The sequence below is a fragment of the Halorubrum xinjiangense genome (assembly GCF_900102375.1).
Taxonomy (GTDB): domain Archaea; phylum Halobacteriota; class Halobacteria; order Halobacteriales; family Haloferacaceae; genus Halorubrum; species Halorubrum xinjiangense.
Genome location: NZ_FNBO01000001.1, coordinates 105,513 through 124,844, shown reverse-complemented (window position 1 = coordinate 124,844; position 19,332 = coordinate 105,513). Strand labels below are relative to the sequence as shown.

Here is a 19,332-nt window from a genome sequence, read left to right as displayed (position 1 = left end):
GCGCGCTGAAAGCGGTTGCGACACCGGTTCCCGGTTGTACCGTGACCGCTCCCCTCAGCCGAGCGGGGGGTACGCCGCCGCGACGTCCTCGCCGTCGACGCGCCAGCGGTCGGCGATCTCCCTGTACGCTTCGGGGTCCGCGGCCGACTCCGCCGGGACCGCTTCCGGCGGCGACTCCCGGAGCGCCTCGGTCAGGGCCTCGCGGTCGATCGAACTCGACCCGGCGGCGCTCCCCGCGAGCAGGTCGGCGAGCCGATCGGCCGCCGAAACGGTCGCCCGCGCGCCCTCGATCCGGCGGCCCAGATCGAGGGCCGCGGTCAGCCGGTCGACCGCCGCGACGGCGTCGCCGCGCTCGGCCGCCGCGGCCCCCAGCGCCGCGAGCGCCTGCGCCTCGACCTGCGTGAACCCGCCGTCACGGGCCGACTCGACCGCCGACTCCAGCGCCGACGCCGCGTCGTCGCCATCGCCCCGGGCGAGCGCCAGCCGCCCCCGGACCCGGTCCAGTTCGGCCAGCCGCTTGCGGCCCGCGTGGTCGTCGAGCAGCGACGCGGTCCGCTCGATCCGCCGCTCGGCCTCGGTCAGGTTGCCGCGGTCGATCGCCACCTCCGCCAGGATCGCGGTCACCATCGCGCAGCGCGTGTCGGCGTCGAGCGCGTCGAGGCGATCCAGCGCGGCGGTCAGGAACCGCTCGGCCTGGTCGAGATCGCCGGCGACGTGCGCCGCGCTGCCGAGGTGGCTCAGCGCGAACGCCTCGTACAGCTCCGAGCCGATCCGCTCGGCGATGGTTCGGGCCTCCGCCGCGCGGGCGATCGCCTCGCCGACCGCGCCGCGCTGCTCGGCGACCACCGCGAGGTTCAAAAGCGAGATGGCCTCGCGGTGTTTGTCGCCGACCGTTCGGTAGCCGTCGAGCGCGCGGCTCGCCGAACGCTTGGCCGCGTCGAGGTCACCACGGCGCCGCAGCGCGACCGCGAGGTTCGCCCGGACGTTCGCCGCCCCGTGGGTGTCGTCGTAGGCCCGGAACAGGCCGCCGGCGACCCGGTAGTGATCGAGGACGGCGTCGGTCCCGTCGAGCCCGTCAAGCGCGTTCCCGACGTCCATCAGCGCCTTCGCCGTCGCGATCGGGTCGCCGACCTCGGCCGCGATGGCGTACGCTCTCGAGGCCGCCTCGTAGGCGACCTCGTAGTCGCCGTCGAAGTGCGCCGCCTGCGCTCGGCCCCGGACCGCCGCCGCGAGGCCGCCGCGGTCGCCCGCGGCGTCGAACAGCTCCTCCGCGCGCTCGTACCGCTCGCGCGCCACGTCGTACTCGCCGCGCCGCCGCGCGACGTCGCCGTACCCGCGCTGCCGCTCGGCCGCTCCCGCCTCGTCGACCGGCCGCCACGCGTCGAGCGCCTCCGTCGCGCCGCCGAGGTCGCCGGCGTCGATGTACATCCGCGCCACCCACTCCGGCGGCCGGTCGCGCAGGTCGTCCGGGCACGCGTCCGGGAGGTCGATCCAGGCGTAGCGGACGCGCCCGTACAGCGCCGCGAGCCGGGGGTAGCGCCGCCCGACGCCGTACACCGCCCGGACCGTCTCCGCCGCCCACGCGGCCGGGTCGCGCTCGATCCGGCTCACCGTCGGCGCGTCACCGCCGACGGCCCGCCGGACTCGGGAGCGACGCGCGGGATCGTCCGCGAGCGCGAGCACCCGAGAGACGGTCCGGCCCACGCGTCTGGCGACCACCGGCGCCGGCTCCCGCTCCACGAGCCGCTCTAAGAACAGCACCGACCACTCGTCGTGGACGGCGCGGTACTCCCCGTCGCCCGACCCGACGAGGACCCTCCCGAGGAGGCGGTCGAGCGCGCGGCGAACCCCGTCGACGGTCGGCGAGCGGTCGGCGGTCGTCGAGGGATCGCCGTCGGCCCCCGACCCGCCGGCCTCCGATCCATCGCTCCGCTCCGGCCCGTCGACGAGCGCGTACGCCAGAGTTGAGACCTCGCCCACGCTGGCGACGTTGAGGAGGTTCACGAGTACCGCGACGTCGGCGGTCGGCGGCGGGCGGTTCCGGACCTCCCGGACCGCCTCCGCGACCGCCGCCTCCAGCCCGGACTGGGGGCCCGCGTCGCCGTCGCGCACGCCCGTCGCACCACTCGCGTTGCCGGCGTCGCCGCCGGCCAACGACCCGGCCGCGGCGCTGCCGCCGCCATCGCCGACGCCGCCCGCGCCGTCGCCGGTCGCGCGGACGAGGCGGTGGACGAGCGCGAGCAGCTCGCCGACGCGCTCGTCGTCGGTGCGCCGCACGTCATCGAGGAGCGCAGCAGGGTCGGCCGCCGGCACGGTTCCGGTACGGTCGGCGACGTGGTCGACGAACCGTTCCACCTCGCGCTCGTCGAGCCGCGGCATCCGCACGGTCTCGATCGCTCGGCGGTAGCGGAGGTCGGCGGGCGACAGCGGGAGTCCGTCGGGGTCGTCGTACGGCCCCTCGCGGGCGTCGAACAGGAAGGACACGTCGTCGCGGTCGGCCAGCTCGCGGGCGACGCCGATAGCCTCCGCGGCCCCCGGATCGACGGCATCCTCGACGACGACGAGGTGGTGGCCGTCGCCCTCTGTGACGCGCTTGCGCAGCCGCTCCGTCGCGGAAAATGGGTCGCCGCCGTCGCTCGGGCGGTACGTCACGGGGCCGCGTCCCGACCGGAACCACTCGACCGCGACGCTCCGGCAGACGGTGCTTTTCCCGCTCCCCGGCGGGCCGACCAGCGCGTGGTCGGTTCCCTCGGCGAGGCCGTCGACCAGCAGCCCGGCGAGCGAACGCCGGTCGCGGCCCCGCGCCGCGGTCCTGTCGAGGACGTATCCTGCGTCCACCTCCGAGAACGACGCGGTGGCGCGGAGCGGTCCGTACGGGTCCGGGTCGCCGGTGAGCCGGTCCTCGTCGACCGCGTGGAACCCCTGCGTCGAGAGCGTGCCCGGACCGGCGTCGCTCGGACCGATCTGTCCGAAGAGGCTGCCGGCGGCGCTCGTGCCCCTCTCGTCCGCCCCCCGCGAGCCGTCGGGGCGTTCGCCGCCGGCCGTCTCCGACTCGGCCCGGTCCATCGCCGCGAGCGCCTCGCCCGCGTCGCGTCCGCGGTCGACCAGCTCGCGCACCGCCGCCTCCGCCCACGCGACCGCCTCGGGGTCGGTCGACGCCGCCGCGCCGTGGAGCGTGCCGTCGCCGTCGAAGGTGAGAAGCAGCGCGGTCTCGTCGGCCGCGACCACCCCCGCGTCGACGGCGTCGACCGCGGCGACCCGACAGCCCTCCCGGCACGCGACGGCGGCGAGGTCGTCCGCGAAGCGCTCGGCCGCGTGTCCGTACGCCCGGTCCGCCAGCGCGAGGTCGACGGTCCCGCCGCCGCCGGCCGCGCGCCGGAGCCGCTCCGCGACCTGGGGGTACGGGAAGGCCGGCAGCGCGGCGGCGATCGCGTCCGCGTCGGCGAGCGCGTCGTCGAGGACCTCGAGCGGCCGGTAGGGGTCCGGGGCCGCGGCCCGGTACGTCTCCGCGTCGCGGAGGACCGCGGAGTCGACGTCGGCGTCCGCGCCGAGGGGGTCGAGCACGTCGCCCGCGGCCGCGAGGTCGTCGGCGACCGTCAGGAACTCGCGGTAGCCGTTCGCGAGCAGGCGGCCGGAGAGCGTCGTGCGGTAGCCGTCCGTCTCGCCGGCCACGAGCCCCGCCGCCTCCAGCTCGTCTATCGCGCGGTTCACCGTCGACCGGGAGTGGCCGAGCGCGTCGACGAGCTCGTGTTTCCGCAGCGGCTCCGCGGCGAGCCGTTCGAGGAAGTCGAGGCGGCGTTCGACGACGCCCACGAGCTCCGACGGCTCCGTCATACGTCACCCCGCACCGACCCCACCGACATAACTGTTTCTTCGGTGACGACTCGCCGCGCGCGGTGACACAGTGTTTCACGGGGTGAGAATAAGCCGGACGACGCCGCAATCGGACCCATGGACGGGGACCCCGCGGGCGAGAGCGACGATCCGGGCGCGGCGAACGGGACCGGTGAGACGGAAGCGGACCGAGGCGACGAGACGGGGCGAAAGCGTGTCAACGCGGCGGCCGGGACCGACCCGGACGGAGCGACTCCGGCGCGCGGCCGGTACGGAGCGAGCACCTCCGAGCTGCCCGACCGCGCGTCGCGTGCCGTCGCGGCCGCGCGAAAAGCGGCGGACGAACTCGCATGCCGAGACCCCGACGACACCGCCGCGCTCGTGCGGTCGGTCGGCGAGCGCCTGGCGGACAGGGAGACGGTCAGTCGCCTCGCGCGGTCGGCGGCCAACGAGACGGGGCGCGGCCACCCGGGAACGAAGACCGAGAAGGTCGCTACCGCGCTCGACGCGGCCAGACGGACGCTGCGGGACGCGCCGACCGCCGGCGTGGTCGACCGCGACGGCGCGACGGGCACGGTGACGCTCGCCGGACCGATCGGCGTCGTCGGCGCGGCGGTCCCCGCGACGCACCCGGTCGTGATCCCCGCCGTCGTCTCGCTGTACGCGCTCGCCGGCCGGAACGCGGTCGTCTTCGCGCCCTCTCCCTCGGCCGTGGAGACGTGCGACGTCGTCGTCGAGACCGTCAGGCGCGCGCTCGCCGACGCGGGGGCGCCGACCGGCGCGGTCTCGATGCTGCCGGCGCCGGCCTCGAAGCCGGGGACCGACGCGCTGTTCGAGCGTGCGGACTTCGTCGTCGCGGCCGGCTCCGCGGCGACGGTCGCCGCCGGGCAGCGGTGCGGCACGCCGAACGCCGCGACCAGCGCCGACGGCGTCGTCGCCGTCGCGGACGGTTCGGTCCCGGCGGAGGCCGTGGCCACGCGGGTCTCGGTGGGCGCGACCTACGACTTCGGCGCCCACCCCGCGGGCGACGCCGCGGTCGTCACGGTTTCCCCGGCGGTCGACCCGCTGTGTTCTGCGCTCGAAGCCGAGGGCGGGTACGTCCTCGACGCCGCCGAGCGCGACCGCCTCCGCGCGCTGCTCGGAGGAGGTGGAAGCGACGAGGCGGACCCCCGCGGGAACTCGCCGCGCCGGCTGGCGGCCGCGCTCGACCTCCCGACCCCGGCCCGCGAAGCGGCGTTCCTCGTCGCCGAGCCCGACGGCGCCGACGACCGGCTCGCGACGCTGCCAGGGATCCCCGCGGTCGCGGTCCACGGTCGGAGCGGGTTCGACGCCGCGCTCGACCTCGCCGCCGAGATCGGCTCATCGCACGCCGCGGCGGTCCACACCACCCAACAGCGTCGCGCCCGCCGGGTCGCGGCGCGGCTCGCCCCCGGGCGCCTCGTCGTCAACCAGCCGGGGATCGCGGCGACGGGCGCTCGCTCAAACGGGTTCGAGGCGGCGCCCGTGCTGGGCGGCGGAACCGCAGAGGGGAGCCAGCTGTGCGGGGGGCTCACGCCGGAGTACTTCGCGCGGACGACGACCGTCGCCGCGACGAGCGTCGTCGACGAGGCCGCCCACCGGAACGGGGCGGGCGACACGCTTCGCGGACCCTGAGCCGGGGACGCCCCGCCCTACCCCACCGCCCTACCCCGCCTCGCCGACCGGTCAGAGCTCGATCCGATCAACGATCGACCCGTTCCCGTCGTTCCCGTCGCTGTGGGTGTTGATCGCGACGGTCCGGACCCGGTCTTCGAGCAACGACCCGTCGATCTTCGCCTTCAAAAGCGAGTCGACCTGGTAGACGCCGGCCGCGTTGTTCATCCGGATCACGACCTGTACCGGGGTCTCGTCGCCCTCGCGGAGCGAAACGCGCTCGATCGCCTGCGAGGAGACGGTGTTGATCCCGCGGCCGCCCTCCTCGTAGGGGACGCGCGAGCGCCCGCGCTCCATGTCGAGGCCGTCGGCGATCCGGACGACGCCGGCCTCCAGCGTGAGCGGCTGCTCCTCCGTGTGGTGACATAAGATCGCGTGGAGCACCTCGGCCTTCACGCGGACCTGATCGGCCACGTCGTAAAAAGAGGGGAGGAGATCGTCTAAGAGGTCCGCCGCCAGCGGGATCGAGTAGTACGGGTGGTCGTGGCGGTGGACGACGTGGCCGATGTCGTGGAGCGTCGCCGCCAGCGCGACGATCACCGGCTCGTCCGCCTCGTCAAGCCCCTGCTGGCGGGCGCCGTTGAACTCGACGCCGCCGGACTTGAGCAGGTCGTAGAGCCGGAGCGCGCGGTCCCGGACGATCTCGACGTGTTTGGCGCCGTGGTCGTTATACCCCTTCCGGGCGACCGGGTTGACGTTCTGCGCCTCCAGGTAGGTGACGATCTCCTCGTCCGACGTGAGCCGCGACATGACCTCGTTGAGCCGGTCGTCCGGGAACGCGTGGTCGGCGTCCGGGTCGTACTCGTGCCGGTCGGCGTCGGTGCCGGCGTTGACTCCCTCGCGCGCGGCCGGCGCGCCCTCTGCGGTCGGATCGTGATCCGCGGTCGGGTCGGCGGGCTCGTCACGGTCGGAGGAGTCGTCGCGGTCGGTCGGGCCGGAGCCGTCGGCGGGGTCGTTCATGCGTCTCAACCAGTCGCCCGGCAGGGATAAATGTGCGAGGCGCGCGCCCTCGGCGCCCGGAGCGGGCGACTCGGTGCCCGAACCGCGACGGATCCTGCCGGCGCCCCGACCGCTTATCCGGCCGCCCGGTGTGGCCCCGGGTATGGCGCTCGACCCGGACCGCGTCTCGACGGTGACGTTCGACTCGTACAGCACGCTCGTGGACGTGGAGGCCGCCGAGGCGGCGCTCGCGGACCGCGTCGCCGACCCCGAGCCGGTGTCGCGGCTGTGGCGGTCGCGGTCGCTGGCGTACACGTTCGTCGCGAACGCGGTCGACGCCTACCAGCCGTTCTACGAGATGAACCGCGACGCGCTGACGCACGCCCTCGCCGCACACGGCGTCGACCTCCCCGACGCGGAGCGCGACGAGATCCTCGCGGTGTACCACGAGCTGGAGGTGTTCGACGACGTGCGCGACGCGATCGGGCGGCTCCGCGACGCCGGCTACGACTGCTACGTCCTCTCGAACGGCGACCCCGAGATGCTCGCGTCGCTCGTCGACCACGCCGACATCGCGGACCTCGTCGCGGACACGATCAGCGCCGACGAGGTGGAGACGTTCAAGCCGGCCGCCGAGCTCTACCGCCACGGCGCGGCCCGGACCGGGACGCCCATCGACGAGGTGGTCCACGCGACCGCCGGCTGGTTCGACGTGCTGGGCGCGCGCCACGCCGGGATGCAGGCCGCGTGGATCGACCGGAAGGGAACGCCGTGGGAGCCGTTCGGCGGCGACCCGGACGTCACCGTCGAGACGCTCCACGAGCTCGCGGACCTGCTCGGGGCCTGACCGCGCCCGCGAACGCCGGACCCGCGACCGACGCGCCCGCGAGCGCCGGACCCGCGACCGACGCGCCCGCGAGTGCCGGACCCGCGACCGACGCGCCCGCGAGCGCCGGACCCGCGACCGACGCGCCAGTGAACGCCGGACCCGCGACCGACCCCGGCGGCAGTTTCGACCCGAGGCACAACCTATAAGCGCGCGACCGATCCATACACCGGTGTGACCCGTCCCGCGTCCGTACGCGGTCAGCCGTCGACGCCAGCGGCGCGGCTCTTCTCGAAGAAACGCGCGTGAACCGTCCGCCGGCGGGAGTGGCGACCCCGTCCCGGACGACCCCCGGCGCGCGCACAGGTCCGCTTACCGACCCGGACTCGCGGCAGCACCCATGACAGACACGACCACGACGACACCATACGCGACGCACGAGGAGACGAACAGCGAACCGACGGACGCGCCCTTCGAGGGCGTCTACCCCGCGATGACGACCCCCTTCACCGACGACGACGCGGTCGACCACGAGCAGCTCGCCGCGAACGCCCGCTACCTGGAGCGGGCCGGCGTCGACGGGGTCGTCCCCGTCGGCTCCACCGGCGAGTCGGCGACGATGAGCCACGACGAGCACGTCGCGGTGATCGAGACGGTCCGCGACGCGCTCGACGACATCCCCGTGATCGCGGGCACCGGCTCGAACAACACCGCGGAGGCGCTCTCGCTGTCGCAGCGCGCGGCCGACGCCGGCGCCGACGGCCTACTTCTCATTTCACCGTACTACAACAAGCCCGAGCCGCAGGGGTTCCTCGACCACTACCGGACCGTCGCCGACGAGGTCGACCTCCCGCAGATCGTCTACAACGTGCCGAGCCGGACGGGCCAGTCGATCCCGGCCGACGTCACCGTCGAGCTCGCAGCACACCCGAACATCCGGGGGTACAAGGCCGCCTCCGGCGACCTGAACCTGATAAGCGAGGTGATCGAGCGCACCCGCGACGAGGCGTTCGCGGTGCTGTCGGGCGACGACGGCCTCACGCTCCCGGTCCTCTCGGTGGGCGGGACGGGGACGATCAGCGTGGTCGCCAACGTCGAGCCCGAGCGGACCTGCGCGATGGTCGGCGCCGCGCTCTCGGGCGACTACGACCGCGCGCGGACGCTCCACCACGAGCTGTCGCCGCTCGTCCGCGAGCTGTTCGCCGAGACGAACCCCATCCCGGTGAAGGAGGCGATGCACCTCCGCGGGCGGGGCGGCCCCCGCGTCCGCCCGCCGCTCTCGCGGCTCTCAGAGGATCGTCGCGAGCCGCTCCGCGAGCTGCTGGCCGCGTACGACGAGCACGCAGCGGGAGCGCTCGACCAAACGGCTCTCGAACCCCCGGCGACGGAGGGCGCCGAATGAGCGACGCGGGCGGCGCAGCCGGCGGCGCGGGCGACGGCGACCTCCGGATCGCCGTCACCGGTGCCGGCGGCCGGATGGGTCGAGAAGTGATCGAAGCCGCCGCCGACCGCGAGGGCGTCGCCGTCGCGGTCGCGGTCAACAGAACCCCGGCCGACCCAGTGGCGGGCGTCGCGGTCGACGACGCCGACGACCTCGACGACCTGCTCGCGAGCGAGACGCCGGACGCCCTCGTCGACTTCACCGGGCCGGCCTCGGCGGTCGCGTACGCCGAGGCGTGCGCCGACGCGGGCGTCCCGCTCGTCACCGGGACCACCGGCTTCGCCGACGCGCAGATCGACGACCTCCGGGCCGCGAGCGAGGCGGTGCCCGTCCTCAAGGCGTCGAACTTCGCGCGCGGCGTGGCCGCGCTGCGTCGGGCGGTCCGCGAGGCCGCCGCGGCGCTGCCCGGCTACGACGTCGAACTGACCGAGACGCACCACAACGCGAAGCGCGACGCACCCTCGGGCACCGCGAAGTCGATCCTCGACGACGTGGAGGCCGCCCGCGACGACCTCGACGAGCGCGTCCACGGCCGCGAGGGCGACGCTCCGCGGAGCCCGGGCGAGATCGGCGTCCACGCCCGCCGCGCGGGCGACGTGACCGGCGAGCACGAGGTCCTGCTGGCGGGCAACCGCGAGACGCTCGAACTCACGCACCGCGCGGGCGACCGCGGGGTGTTCGCCGAGGGCGCGCTCGACGCCGCCGCGTGGCTCGCCGACCGCGACACGGGCTGGTACGGGTTCGGCGACGTGCTGGACGCGGGCGGCGCCGGCGACGACCGGGCCGACGAGGCCGTCGATGAATAACCGTCGAGTATCCGGATATCGACGGGTAAATACCGTCACTCATCTATACGCCATCCAATGAGCCTCGAAGCCGACGTCACCGACCTCTGGAACCGCTATCAAGACGGGCTGACCGCCGCGGACGCGACCGACGCCGACGCCGCGGTCATCGACGAGTTCCTCGCCGCGCTGGAGGCCGGCGAGGTCCGCGCCGCCGAGAAGACCGGCGACGACGTGACCTCGTGGGCGGCCAACGAGTGGGTCAAGCGAGGGATCCTGCTCAACTTCGGCCTGCGCGAGACGGAGCCCCGCGAGTACGGCGGCGTCACCTACCACGACGTGCTCCCGCTGCGCGACACCGACGACCTCGCGGAGCGCGGCACCCGGAACACGCCGGACGGCACGGCGATCCGCCGCGGCGCGTACCTCGGCAGCGACTGCATCATGATGAGCCCCTCGTTCGTCAACATGGGCGCGTACGTCGGCGACGGCACGCTCGTCGACTCCTGTGACACCGTCGGCTCCTGCGCGCAGCTCGGCGAGAACGTCAAGCTTGGCGCCAACACGCTCATCGGCGGCGTCCTCGAACCCGTCGAGGACGCGCCGGTGATACTCGAGGACGGCGTCTCGCTCGGCGCCGGCTGCCGGGTCACCTCCGGGTTCCGCGTCGGCGAGAACTCGATCGTCGGGGAGAACACCCTCTTGACGCCCCGGATCCCGGTCTACGACCTCGTCGAGGAGGAAGTGATCTACGGCCACCTCCCTGCCGAGCGCCGCGCGTTCACCCGGATGGTCGAATCGTCCGTCGGCGACCACGACCTCTTCGAGGGCGGCGCGTACAAGCCCGCGGTCGTCGCGACGCACGTCGAGGAGGACACCCTCGAAGCGACGCGGCGGGAGGACGCGCTCCGCGAATGAGCGACGGCGACGCGGGTGGTAGGGGCGACGCAGGCACGGAGGCAGCGGGCGAGCCCGCCGCCGACAACCCCCCGGTCCGCCGCGTGAGCGACTGGGACGCCGAGCGGCTCCGCGGGCTCGCGACCGAGTACGAGACGCCCCTGTACGTCCAGGACCTCGACCGCGTCCGCGAGAACTGCGAGCGCCTGCTCGCGGCGTTCCCGGAGGCCGAGGTGCGGTACGCCGTCAAGGCGCACACCGGCCGGGCCGTGCTGGAGGCGGTCCGCGACGCCGGCCTCGGCGCCGAGTGCGCCTCGGCGGGCGAGGTCGACCGCGCGCTCGCGGCCGGCTTCGGCGGCTCGCGGCTCCACTACACCGCCGTCAACCCGCCCGCCCGCGACCTCGACTACGTCGCCGGCGTCGCCGAGGCGGAGCCCGACCTCACCGTCACCGTCGGCGCGGTCGACACCCTCGACCGCCTCGCGGCGCGGGGTTACGACGGTCGGGTCTGCGTTCGCGTGAACCCCGGCGTCGGCGCGGGCCACCACGAGAAGGTCACCACCGGCGGCGCCGCGAAGTTCGGGATCCCGTACGACCGCGCCGCGGAGGCGACGCGAGACGCGGCCGAGCGATTCGACGTGGTCGGAATCCACGCCCACGCCGGCTCCGGCATCGACCCGGACCAGCTGGACAGCCACCGCGAGCTTGTCGCGCGGATGGGCGAACTGGCGCGGGAGTTGGCCGAACCGAGCGGAGAGGAACCGACCGCGGACGTCGACCCCCTCGACCTCGAATACGTCGACGTCGGCGGCGGCTTCGGCGTCCCCTACGAGGAAGACGCCCCGGCGCTCGACCTCCCGGCGGTCGCCGAGGCGACGCGCGAGGCGGTCGCGCCGCTCCCCGACGTCGTCGACCTCGCGATAGAGCCCGGGCGCTACGTCGTCGCCGACGCGGGCGTCCTCCTGACGCGCGCGAACACCGTGAAGCCGACGCCGGACGAGACGGTCGTCGGTGTCGACGCGGGGATGACGGACCTCTTGCGGCCGGCGATGTACGGCGCGTATCACCCGATCCGGAACCTCGGAGGCGGACGGGGACGCGACGGGAGCGACGCGCCCCCCGTCGCCGAGCGAGAGGCAACCCCTGTCACGGTCGCCGGACCTATCTGTGAGACCGGCGATGCCCTCTGTAGAGACCGAGCGCTCGCCGACCCGGCCAGGGGGGATCTCCTCGCGGTCGGCGTCGCGGGCGCGTACGGATACGAGATGGCGAGCCAATACAACTCACGACCGCGGCCCGCGGAGGTCGCGCTCGACGACGGAACCGCGACGGTCGCCCGAAGCAGGGAGACGCTCGGCGACCTGACGACGGTCGAACGAGACGCGGCCGAGCGTCACCGAACCGACCGACCGGAGGGCGGCCGATGAGCACTCACGCCGTCCCGGTAGAGAAGTACCACGGGACGGGCAACGACTTTCTCGTCGTCGACGCGGCCGCCGAGAACGTCGGCGACCGCGCGGCGTTCGCGCGGGCCCACTGCGACCGCGAGACGGGCGTCGCCGGCCGCGACTTCGGGTCCGACGCCGCCGAGCGCGACGCGCCCGCGGACCGGCGCGGCGCCGACGGCGTCCTCTTCGTCAGCGTCGAGGAGCGGTTCGACCCGACCCGCGTCGTGATGACGCTGGTCCAGCCGGACGGCTCGACGGCGACGATGTGCGGCAACGGCGCTCGGGTCGTCGCGCGCTGGGCCCACGATCGAACCGGGGACCGCGAGTTCATGATCGACACGCAGGCCGGCACCCGCCGCGCCACCGTGACCGCGGACGCGACCGCGGCCACCATCGAGATGGGGGAGCCGACGTTCGACCCCCGTCGCGTTCCGGTCGCCCGCGACGGCGCGCTCGGGGACGACCCGCTGGTCGACGAACCGGTCGAGGGACTGACCGTCACCGCCGTTAACACCGGCGTCCCGCACGCGGTCGCGTTCGTCGAGGGCGGCCGCGACGACCCCGAGGGGATCGACGCGGTCGACCTCGACGCGGTCGCGACACCGGTCCGCCACGCCGACGTCTTCCCCGAGGGCGCGAACGTGAACCTCGCGGCGGTCGTCGACGACGGGAGCGGTGAGGGACCGGCGGTCATCGACCAGCGCACCTTCGAGCGCGGCGTCGAGGGCGAGACGCGCTCCTGCGGCACCGGCGCGGTCGCGGTCGTCGCGGCCGCTCGCCGGCTCGGGCTGATCGACGGCGAGTCCGCGGTGAGCCGCCCGCCGGGCGGCGAACTGGAGATAACGGTCCCCGACGCGGGCCACGCCACGCTCACCGGCCCTGTTGCCCACGAGTTCTCGGGGACGCTCCCCGCCGACCCGCGATGAGCGACGGGGGCGACGCCGACGCGGACGCCGGATCCGGATTCGACCCGGTCTCCTTCCTCGAAGACGCGGTCCGGATTCCCTCCCACGAGTCGGTCGCCCAGATGCGCGAGTTCGTCGTCGACCTGCTGGACGACCGGGGCGCCGACCCCGCGGTCGTCGCGGACGGCTGCGTCCTCGCGGAGAAGCGCTCGCCGGCGCCCGAGGCCGGCCCGCACCTCGTGTTGAACACCCACCTCGACACGGTGACGCCGCACGTCCCGTTCGAGCGCGGCGCGGCGCGAGAGGACGAGCGGGGCGGTTCCGAGCCAGACGCGGCGGCCGGCGAGGAGGTGATCCGCGGGCGCGGCGCCTGCGACGCGAAGGGGCCGCTCGCGGCGCTGCTCTCGGGATTCCTCGCCGCCGACCCCGACCGCGGGCGGATCACGCTCGCGCTCACCCCCGACGAGGAGGCGCTGTCGCTCGGGGCGGCGGCGCTGACGGGGCGGCTCCCGGGGACCGACGACCGGCTCGACGGCGACCTGTACCTGGTCGGGGAACCGACCGGCCTCGACGCGTGTACCGCAGCGAAGGGGCGATTCCAGGGGACCGTGGAGCTGTCGGGCACGGCGGCCCACGCCGCGGAGTTCGCGGGCGCGAACGCGGTCGCGGCCGCAGAAGACGCGCTCGCCGCGATCCGGACGTTCGACGACGGGGCCGACGCGCATCCCCAGCTCGGCCCGCCGAAGCTCACCCCCACGGTCATCGAGGGCGGCGCGGCGACGAACCAGGTGCCGGCGGACTGCGCGATCACCGTCGACCGGCGGAGCGTCCCCCCGGAGACCGCCGAGGAGTTCCGGTCGTCGCTCGCGGGCGCGGTGCGGGAGTCACTCCCCGGCGGCACGGGCGACGGCGGCGACCACACCGGCGTCGACGCCGCGGTCTCGCTAACGGACCGCGAGTCGCCGTTCCTCGAGGCGTTCGCGACGGACCCGGACCACGAGCTCGTCCGAACCGTTTCGGGGGCGGCGCGCGAGGCGGTCGACGCGGTCGGTCTTCCGAGCGAACGCGGCGGCGACGTGCGCCCCTTCGGCGCCGCGACGGAGGCCTCCTACTTCGCACCGGCGCCGACGGTCGTGTTCGGGCCGGGCGATCTCGCGGACGACGCGGGCGCGGTTGCGCACGCCGAGCGGGAGTACGTCCGGGTGCGGGAGGTCGAGGCCGCGGCGGCGGCGGTCGAAGACGCGGTTGCGGCGCTGCTCGGATAACCGACGGACGGCCGCCGTCCAAAAGCCGCGATTCGCGACCAACTACAGCAGGAAGGTGTCTTCCTCCTCGGCGAGGTCGACGAAGTCGTCGGCGGCCTCGATCAGCTCGTCGGCGGCGGAGTTGCCGAACCCCATCGCCTCCACGCGGACGCCCTCGTGGCGGAGGTGCGAGCAGAGCCGGGCGAAGTCGCCGTCGCCGGTGCAGAGGATCACGGTGTCGACGTGGCTCGCTAAGGAGACGGCGTCGAGGCTCATCCCGAGGTCCCAGTCGGCCTTCTTCGACCCGTCGGCGAACGTCTTGATCTCCTTGATCTTCGTCTCGAAGCCGATGTCGCGGAGCGCCTCGAAGAAGCTCTCCTCTTCCGGCGAGTCGGCGCGGATCACGTACGCGATAGCGCGCACCAGCGACCGGTCCGCGACGGCCTCGTCGAGCAGGCCGGAGTAGTCGATGTTCCGGGAGTAGAGGCTCTGTGCCGAGTGATAGAGGTTTTGTGAGTCCGCCAGCACGGCGACGCGCTGGTCCGGGTGAATCTCGCTCATGCGTCCTCCTTCACCCCCCGCAGTTAGGGGCTTTGGGATCCGCGCGACCGCGATTACGAGGTCCGTCGCGGCCGCGGGACCCCCGCAACGACCACCATGGTTTATGTCCGGCGCTGGCGACCGTGGCCCATGGACGAAAAGCGGTTCGTCGTCGCCCTCTTCGGCCTCGCGGTCGCGATCGTCGCCGGCTACGTGGCCTATCGGTTCGTCGCCCCGCTCACGGTCGCCGTCTTCCTCTACTACTCGACACGGCGGTTCTACCACCGGCTCGAACGCTTCCGACTGCCCGCCCGGGTGCGCGCGGTGGTGTCGCTGTCCGTCATCGGCGTCCCGCTCATCGGGCTGGTGAGCTACACGCTGGTCCTGCTCGTTCTGGAGGCGCGGCGGTTCATCGAGACGTACCCGGTGGCCGACACCATCGGCGCGGAGAACTCGGTGGTCGGCGACCTCGCGGAGCTGTCGAACCCGACGATGGACGAGCTGCTCGCGGCGTACCGCTCGGGGCAGTTCGACCCGCTCATCGAGCTCGTCTCCGACCAGGCGTCGCTCCTCGCCAGCACCCTCTCGGGGCTCGCGTTGAACCTCCTCATCACCATCGTCGTCACCTACTACCTCCTCATCGACGGCTCTCGGTTCCACGAGTGGCTCCTGCGATTCGACGACGACGCGCTCGTCCGCGAGTACCTCGAGACCGCCGACGACGAGCTGGAGGCGGTGCTGTACGGGAACCTCCTCAACGTCATCGCCATCTCGGTCATCGCGGTCGTCACCTACCTCGGGTACAACGCGGTCGCCCCCGCCGCGGTCGAGATACCCTACCCGACGCTCGCGGGCGCGCTGACCGGCGTCGCCAGCCTGATCCCTGTGATCGGGATGAAGATCGTCTACATCCCGATCGCGGCGGCGATGTCGATCCCGATCGCGATCGACGGCGAGCTCTCGCTGCTCGCTTACGTCGCCGGGTTCCTCGCGGTCGCGGCCGTGGTCGTCGACACCATCCCCGACATCGTCCTCCGGCCGTACTTCAGCGGCGAGACGACGCACGTCGGCCTGCTCATGCTCGCGTACATCTTCGGCCCGGTCGTGTTCGGATTCCACGGGCTGTTCCTCGCGCCGATCATCCTCGTGTTGGCGCTGACGTTCGCGGACACCGCGCTGTTGCGCCTGCTCGGCGCGGAGCCGGACCCGGGTCCACAGGTCCCCGAGGCGCAGCGCCGGATCGACGAGTTCTGAGTCGGCGTCCGCCGCCGCCGCCGGCTCCGACGCCGCCGCCCGGCCCCTCGTTCGCGGCGAGCCGAAGTCATATATCCCCGCTCGACGACCGGCCCACGTATGCGACTACACGTCATCGGCCTCGGCGGAGCCGGGGGGCGGATCGTCGACCGCCTCGCGGCCGGCCACGACGCCGAACCCTTCCTCGCGGGCGTACACGCATTCGACACGGACATGGACGCCCTTGAGGCGTTGGACGCGCTCGGCGAGGAGCGCCGGTACCGGTTCGGCGACGCCGCGGGCGGGGACGGGCTCGAGGGCGACCTCCACGCCGGGCGCCGCCTCGGGGACGCCCACGCGAGCGAACTCGATCGGACGATGGACGACCAGCAGCCGTCCCTCGCGGAGGCGTTCCTGATCGTCGTCGGCCTCGGCGGCGCGGCCGGCGCGGGCGCGGCCCCCGCGCTCGCCGCGGAGCTCTCGCGGCTCTACGACGCCCCCGTCTACGCGTTCGGGATCCTTCCGGTCCCGAGCGAAACGGACGAACCGGACGACGACGGGCCGACGAGCGGGGTTCCGGACGGCGAGTCGGCGCCGCCGACCCCCCACCGCCCGCTGGCCGAGCGGAACGCCGCGCGGACCCTCGACGCGCTCTCGGACGAGTGCGCGGCCGTCTTCCCCTTCGACAACGCGGCGTGGCTCCGCCCGAGCGAGACGCTCGGCGGGGCCCGCGACCGGCTCAACGAGGTCGTCGTCGAGCGGGTCGCGGCGCTGTTCGGCGCCGGCGAGACGCCCGAGGGCACGGCGACGCCCCAGCAGGTGCTCGACGCGAGCGACGTCGCCCGCGCGGTCGGGAGCGACGGCGAGATCGCGGCGATCGGCCACGCGACGCAGGCGGTGGAGCCCCCCGACTCTGGCTCGCGGTTCGGGCTCGGGCTGTTCGGCTCCTCCGAGCCGGCCGAGGTCGACACGAGCGCCGCGGTATCCGCCATCGAGACGGTCATTCGGAAGGCGGCCCGCGGGAAGAACACGGTCGAGGTCCCCGAGGGGCGCGCCGACCGGACCCTGCTCGTGGTCGGCGGCCCGCCGGCGTGGCTCAACCGGGAGGCGATCGCCGACGGGCGGCGCTGGCTCGCCGAGGAGACCGGCTCGGACGCCATCCTGAGCGGCGACGCCCCGGTCCCCGACGGCGACGCCGTCTCCGCGGTCGTGATCCGCTCCGGGATCGACGAGCCGGAGCGGATCCGCGAGCTCCGGGAGACGATCGCGTGACTGCGTCGCAGCGAGCCGGCGGTCGAGCGCCGACGACCGACCCGAACCGGTTAACCGGGTGGCGCGCCCAGTGATCCCGTGACGACGCAGGCAGACCTCGGCATCGACCTCGACGTGCGCGACGCCGCGGCCGTCGCGGAGCGACGCGACGAGATCGTGGCCGCCGTGCGCGACCACGCGGGACGGATCGCCTTCCAGCTCGCGCGGCTCCAGGGCGGCGACTACGGCCGCGAGACGCTGTCGACGCCCGGCGGCGAGTGGACGGTGAAACACGAGGCGGGCGAGCTGGAGTTCCTGCTGTTCTCGCCGAAGTCGGGCTCGGACACGTACGTCATCTCGACGAAGCAGCCGCCGGAGCCGGCCGCGCTCTCGACCGCGCTGGATGACTACGCGGCGTTCGTGGCGGCGTGGAACGACCACGTCGACTCGCTGTCGGGCGTCCTCGACGGCGTGAGTGCCGAGTTCCCCGAGCCGGCGACGACCGAGGGGCTGGTGGCCGAGCGCGACCGCGTCCTCGACGGGATCCGCGACACCTGCGCGGTCATCGCCGGAGAGATCCACCGCTACGAGGGGGACGACTACGGGACGTTCACCGCGCGCGTCGAGGGCGACCGCTGGGAGCTGAAGTACGACGAGGGGACCGTCTCGTACCTCCGGATCGGCGGGTCGGGCGGGCTCTACCTCCTCTCGCAGTACGGCGCGCCCTCCGCGGCCGACGTCCGGGAGTACGCCGACCGGTTCGACGGGTTCGTCGCGGCGTACAACGAGTTCGTCGACGAGCTAGAGAGCGACCTCGAACGCGTCTCGGTCTGACGCTCTCCGGCCGACTCGCCGCGAATTGATCCGTGTTCATGCGTATTCGGTCGCGTGTTTGGCAATACTTATTCATCTCTGTTGGGTATCGACGCGCACATGTCGATCACTCTTCCGGGGCCGACGCTCGGCGTCGTCGGCGGCGGACAGCTGGGCCGAATGCTGGCCGAGGCCGCCGCGCCGCTCGGCGTCGACCTCGTCGTGTTAGACCCGACGCCCGACTGCCCGGCCGCGCCCGTCGCGAGCGACCAGATCGTCGGCGACTTCGACGACGCGGACGCGATCGACGAGCTCGCCGCCCGCGTCGACGCCCTGACCTTCGAGATCGAGCTTGCGGACCCGGACGTCCTCGCGGCCGCGAGCGAGGAGCACGGCGTGCCGGTCCACCCCGACCCAGGCACGCTGGAGACGATTCAGGACAAACTGGTTCAAAAGGAGGCGCTCGCTGACGCCGGGATCCCCGTCCCCGAGTTCGTCGCGGTCGCGACCGCGGAGGGGCTCGAACGCGTCGTCGAGGAGTTCGGCGGCGTCATGCTGAAGGCCCGCGAGGGCGGCTACGACGGCCGCGGGAACGTCCCGGTCGAGACACCAGATGAGGCCGCGGACGCGCTCGACGCGGTCGGCGGCGCCGCGATGGCCGAGGAGTTCCTCGATTTCGAGCGCGAGATCGCCGTGATGGGGCTGAAGGGCGCCGACGGCGAGACGCGGACCTACCCAGTCACGGAGACGGTCCACCGCGAGGAGATCCTTCGCGAGAGCGTCAGTCCGGCCCGCGCCGACGACGCGGTCGTCGCCGAAGCGGAGTCGGTCGCCCGCGACGTACTCGATGTCCTCGACGGTCGCGGCGTCTTCGGGATCGAGCTGTTCGAGGCCCGCGAGGGTGAGGTGCTGGTCAACGAGATCGCGCCGCGGCCACACAACTCCGGCCACTGGACGATCGAGGGCGCGCGCACGTCGCAGTTCGAGAACCACGTCCGGGCCGTCCTCGGCTGGCCGCTCGGCCCGACCGACCTCGTCGCGCCCGCGGTCACCGCGAACCTCCTCGGCGACGTGGACGAGCGAGGGGCGGCGACGCTCCGGAACGTCGAGACGGTCCTCGACGCGCCTGACGCCGACCTCCACTGGTACGGCAAAGCCGACGTGTACCCGCTCCGGAAGATGGGGCACCTGACGGTGACCGAGCGGGACGCGGACTCGCCGGGCGACGGCGAGACCGACCCTGACGCGCTGCTCTCTCGGGCGCGGGAACTCCGGGACGAGCTGACGTTCCAAGACGCGTAGATTTCGGGCAACGGCGACATCTGCTTATAAACGAACTGCGGTGGCGTCGCCGGCGGCTCTGCCGCCGGCTGCAAGAGGCGCGTCGCGCCTCCCTGCGTGCCCGCGAACGGCCGCTTTGGCGGCCGTGAGCGGCACCGCGCGAGGGAGTCGGTCGTCCGGAGCGAAGCGGAGGGCGACCGACG

At 73.8% G+C, this 19,332-nt stretch carries 15 protein-coding genes; 12 read left to right on the top strand and 3 right to left on the bottom strand.

Annotation, left to right across the window (positions count from 1 at the left end; all coding sequences use genetic code 11):
* Positions 1-54 precede the first annotated feature (54 nt).
* The gene (locus tag F3H13_RS00550) at positions 55-3,834 is read right to left on the bottom strand and encodes a transcriptional regulator FilR1 domain-containing protein (RefSeq protein WP_149797128.1); all 3,780 of its coding nucleotides are present in this window, start codon (positions 3,832-3,834) and stop codon (positions 55-57) included.
* 117 nt (positions 3,835-3,951) lie between these two features.
* Between F3H13_RS00550 and F3H13_RS00545 the strand changes: the two genes are divergently transcribed.
* Entirely contained in the window at positions 3,952-5,487 is a 1,536-nt protein-coding gene (locus tag F3H13_RS00545) for an aldehyde dehydrogenase family protein (RefSeq protein ID WP_149797127.1), read from the top strand.
* Positions 5,488-5,538: 51 nt separating this feature from the next.
* Here F3H13_RS00545 and F3H13_RS00540 read toward each other — a convergent pair whose 3' ends face one another.
* Positions 5,539-6,486, bottom strand: coding sequence for an HD domain-containing protein (locus F3H13_RS00540; RefSeq protein ID WP_149797126.1), 948 nt, complete (start codon positions 6,484-6,486; stop codon positions 5,539-5,541).
* 142 nt (positions 6,487-6,628) lie between these two features.
* Between F3H13_RS00540 and F3H13_RS00535 the strand changes: the two genes are divergently transcribed.
* From F3H13_RS00535 to F3H13_RS00505, 7 genes are all read left to right on the top strand, one after another.
* The gene (locus F3H13_RS00535; protein ID WP_149797125.1) at positions 6,629-7,312 is read left to right on the top strand and encodes a haloacid dehalogenase type II; all 684 of its coding nucleotides are present in this window, start codon (positions 6,629-6,631) and stop codon (positions 7,310-7,312) included.
* Positions 7,313-7,691: 379 nt separating this feature from the next.
* Positions 7,692-8,693 carry a 4-hydroxy-tetrahydrodipicolinate synthase gene (gene dapA / locus F3H13_RS00530; RefSeq protein WP_149797124.1) on the top strand — a complete coding sequence of 334 codons (1,002 nt, stop codon included), beginning with the start codon at positions 7,692-7,694 and terminating at the stop codon, positions 8,691-8,693.
* Positions 8,690-9,538: a 4-hydroxy-tetrahydrodipicolinate reductase gene (dapB, locus tag F3H13_RS00525; RefSeq protein WP_149797123.1), complete on the top strand. Its 849-nt coding sequence runs from the start codon at positions 8,690-8,692 to the stop codon at positions 9,536-9,538. Before dapA ends, dapB begins: the two co-directional genes overlap by 4 nt.
* A 57-nt stretch (positions 9,539-9,595) precedes the next feature.
* Positions 9,596-10,435 (top strand): 2,3,4,5-tetrahydropyridine-2,6-dicarboxylate N-succinyltransferase, encoded by an 840-nt coding sequence (locus F3H13_RS00520; RefSeq protein ID WP_149797122.1) that lies wholly within the window; start codon positions 9,596-9,598, stop codon positions 10,433-10,435.
* A complete protein-coding gene (gene lysA, locus F3H13_RS00515; protein ID WP_149797121.1) occupies positions 10,432-11,841 on the top strand; it encodes a diaminopimelate decarboxylase in 1,410 nt (469 codons plus the stop codon). The genes F3H13_RS00520 and lysA overlap by 4 nt, the downstream gene beginning before the upstream one ends.
* Positions 11,838-12,788, top strand: coding sequence for a diaminopimelate epimerase (gene dapF / locus F3H13_RS00510; protein ID WP_149797120.1), 951 nt, complete (start codon positions 11,838-11,840; stop codon positions 12,786-12,788). Before lysA ends, dapF begins: the two co-directional genes overlap by 4 nt.
* Positions 12,785-14,032 carry a M20/M25/M40 family metallo-hydrolase gene (locus F3H13_RS00505; protein ID WP_149797119.1) on the top strand — a complete coding sequence of 416 codons (1,248 nt, stop codon included), beginning with the start codon at positions 12,785-12,787 and terminating at the stop codon, positions 14,030-14,032. Before dapF ends, F3H13_RS00505 begins: the two co-directional genes overlap by 4 nt.
* A 42-nt stretch (positions 14,033-14,074) precedes the next feature.
* Here the strand turns inward: F3H13_RS00505 and F3H13_RS00500 are convergent, their stop codons facing one another.
* Positions 14,075-14,572, bottom strand: coding sequence for a LabA-like NYN domain-containing protein (locus tag F3H13_RS00500; protein WP_149797118.1), 498 nt, complete (start codon positions 14,570-14,572; stop codon positions 14,075-14,077).
* A 129-nt stretch (positions 14,573-14,701) separates the two neighbouring features.
* Here F3H13_RS00500 and F3H13_RS00495 point away from each other — a divergent pair, with 129 nt between their 5' ends.
* The 4 genes from F3H13_RS00495 to F3H13_RS00480 all read left to right on the top strand — a co-directional run bounded on the left by F3H13_RS00495 (position 14,702) and on the right by F3H13_RS00480 (position 19,150).
* Positions 14,702-15,805: an AI-2E family transporter gene (locus F3H13_RS00495; protein ID WP_149797117.1), complete on the top strand. Its 1,104-nt coding sequence runs from the start codon at positions 14,702-14,704 to the stop codon at positions 15,803-15,805.
* Positions 15,806-15,904: 99 nt separating this feature from the next.
* Positions 15,905-17,056: an FtsZ/tubulin family protein gene (locus tag F3H13_RS00490; protein ID WP_149797116.1), complete on the top strand. Its 1,152-nt coding sequence runs from the start codon at positions 15,905-15,907 to the stop codon at positions 17,054-17,056.
* 78 nt (positions 17,057-17,134) lie between these two features.
* Positions 17,135-17,869 carry a hypothetical protein gene (locus tag F3H13_RS00485; RefSeq protein ID WP_149797115.1) on the top strand — a complete coding sequence of 245 codons (735 nt, stop codon included), beginning with the start codon at positions 17,135-17,137 and terminating at the stop codon, positions 17,867-17,869.
* A gap of 99 nt (positions 17,870-17,968) precedes the next feature.
* Positions 17,969-19,150: a 5-(carboxyamino)imidazole ribonucleotide synthase gene (locus tag F3H13_RS00480; RefSeq protein ID WP_149797114.1), complete on the top strand. Its 1,182-nt coding sequence runs from the start codon at positions 17,969-17,971 to the stop codon at positions 19,148-19,150.
* Positions 19,151-19,332: the final 182 nt, after the last annotated feature.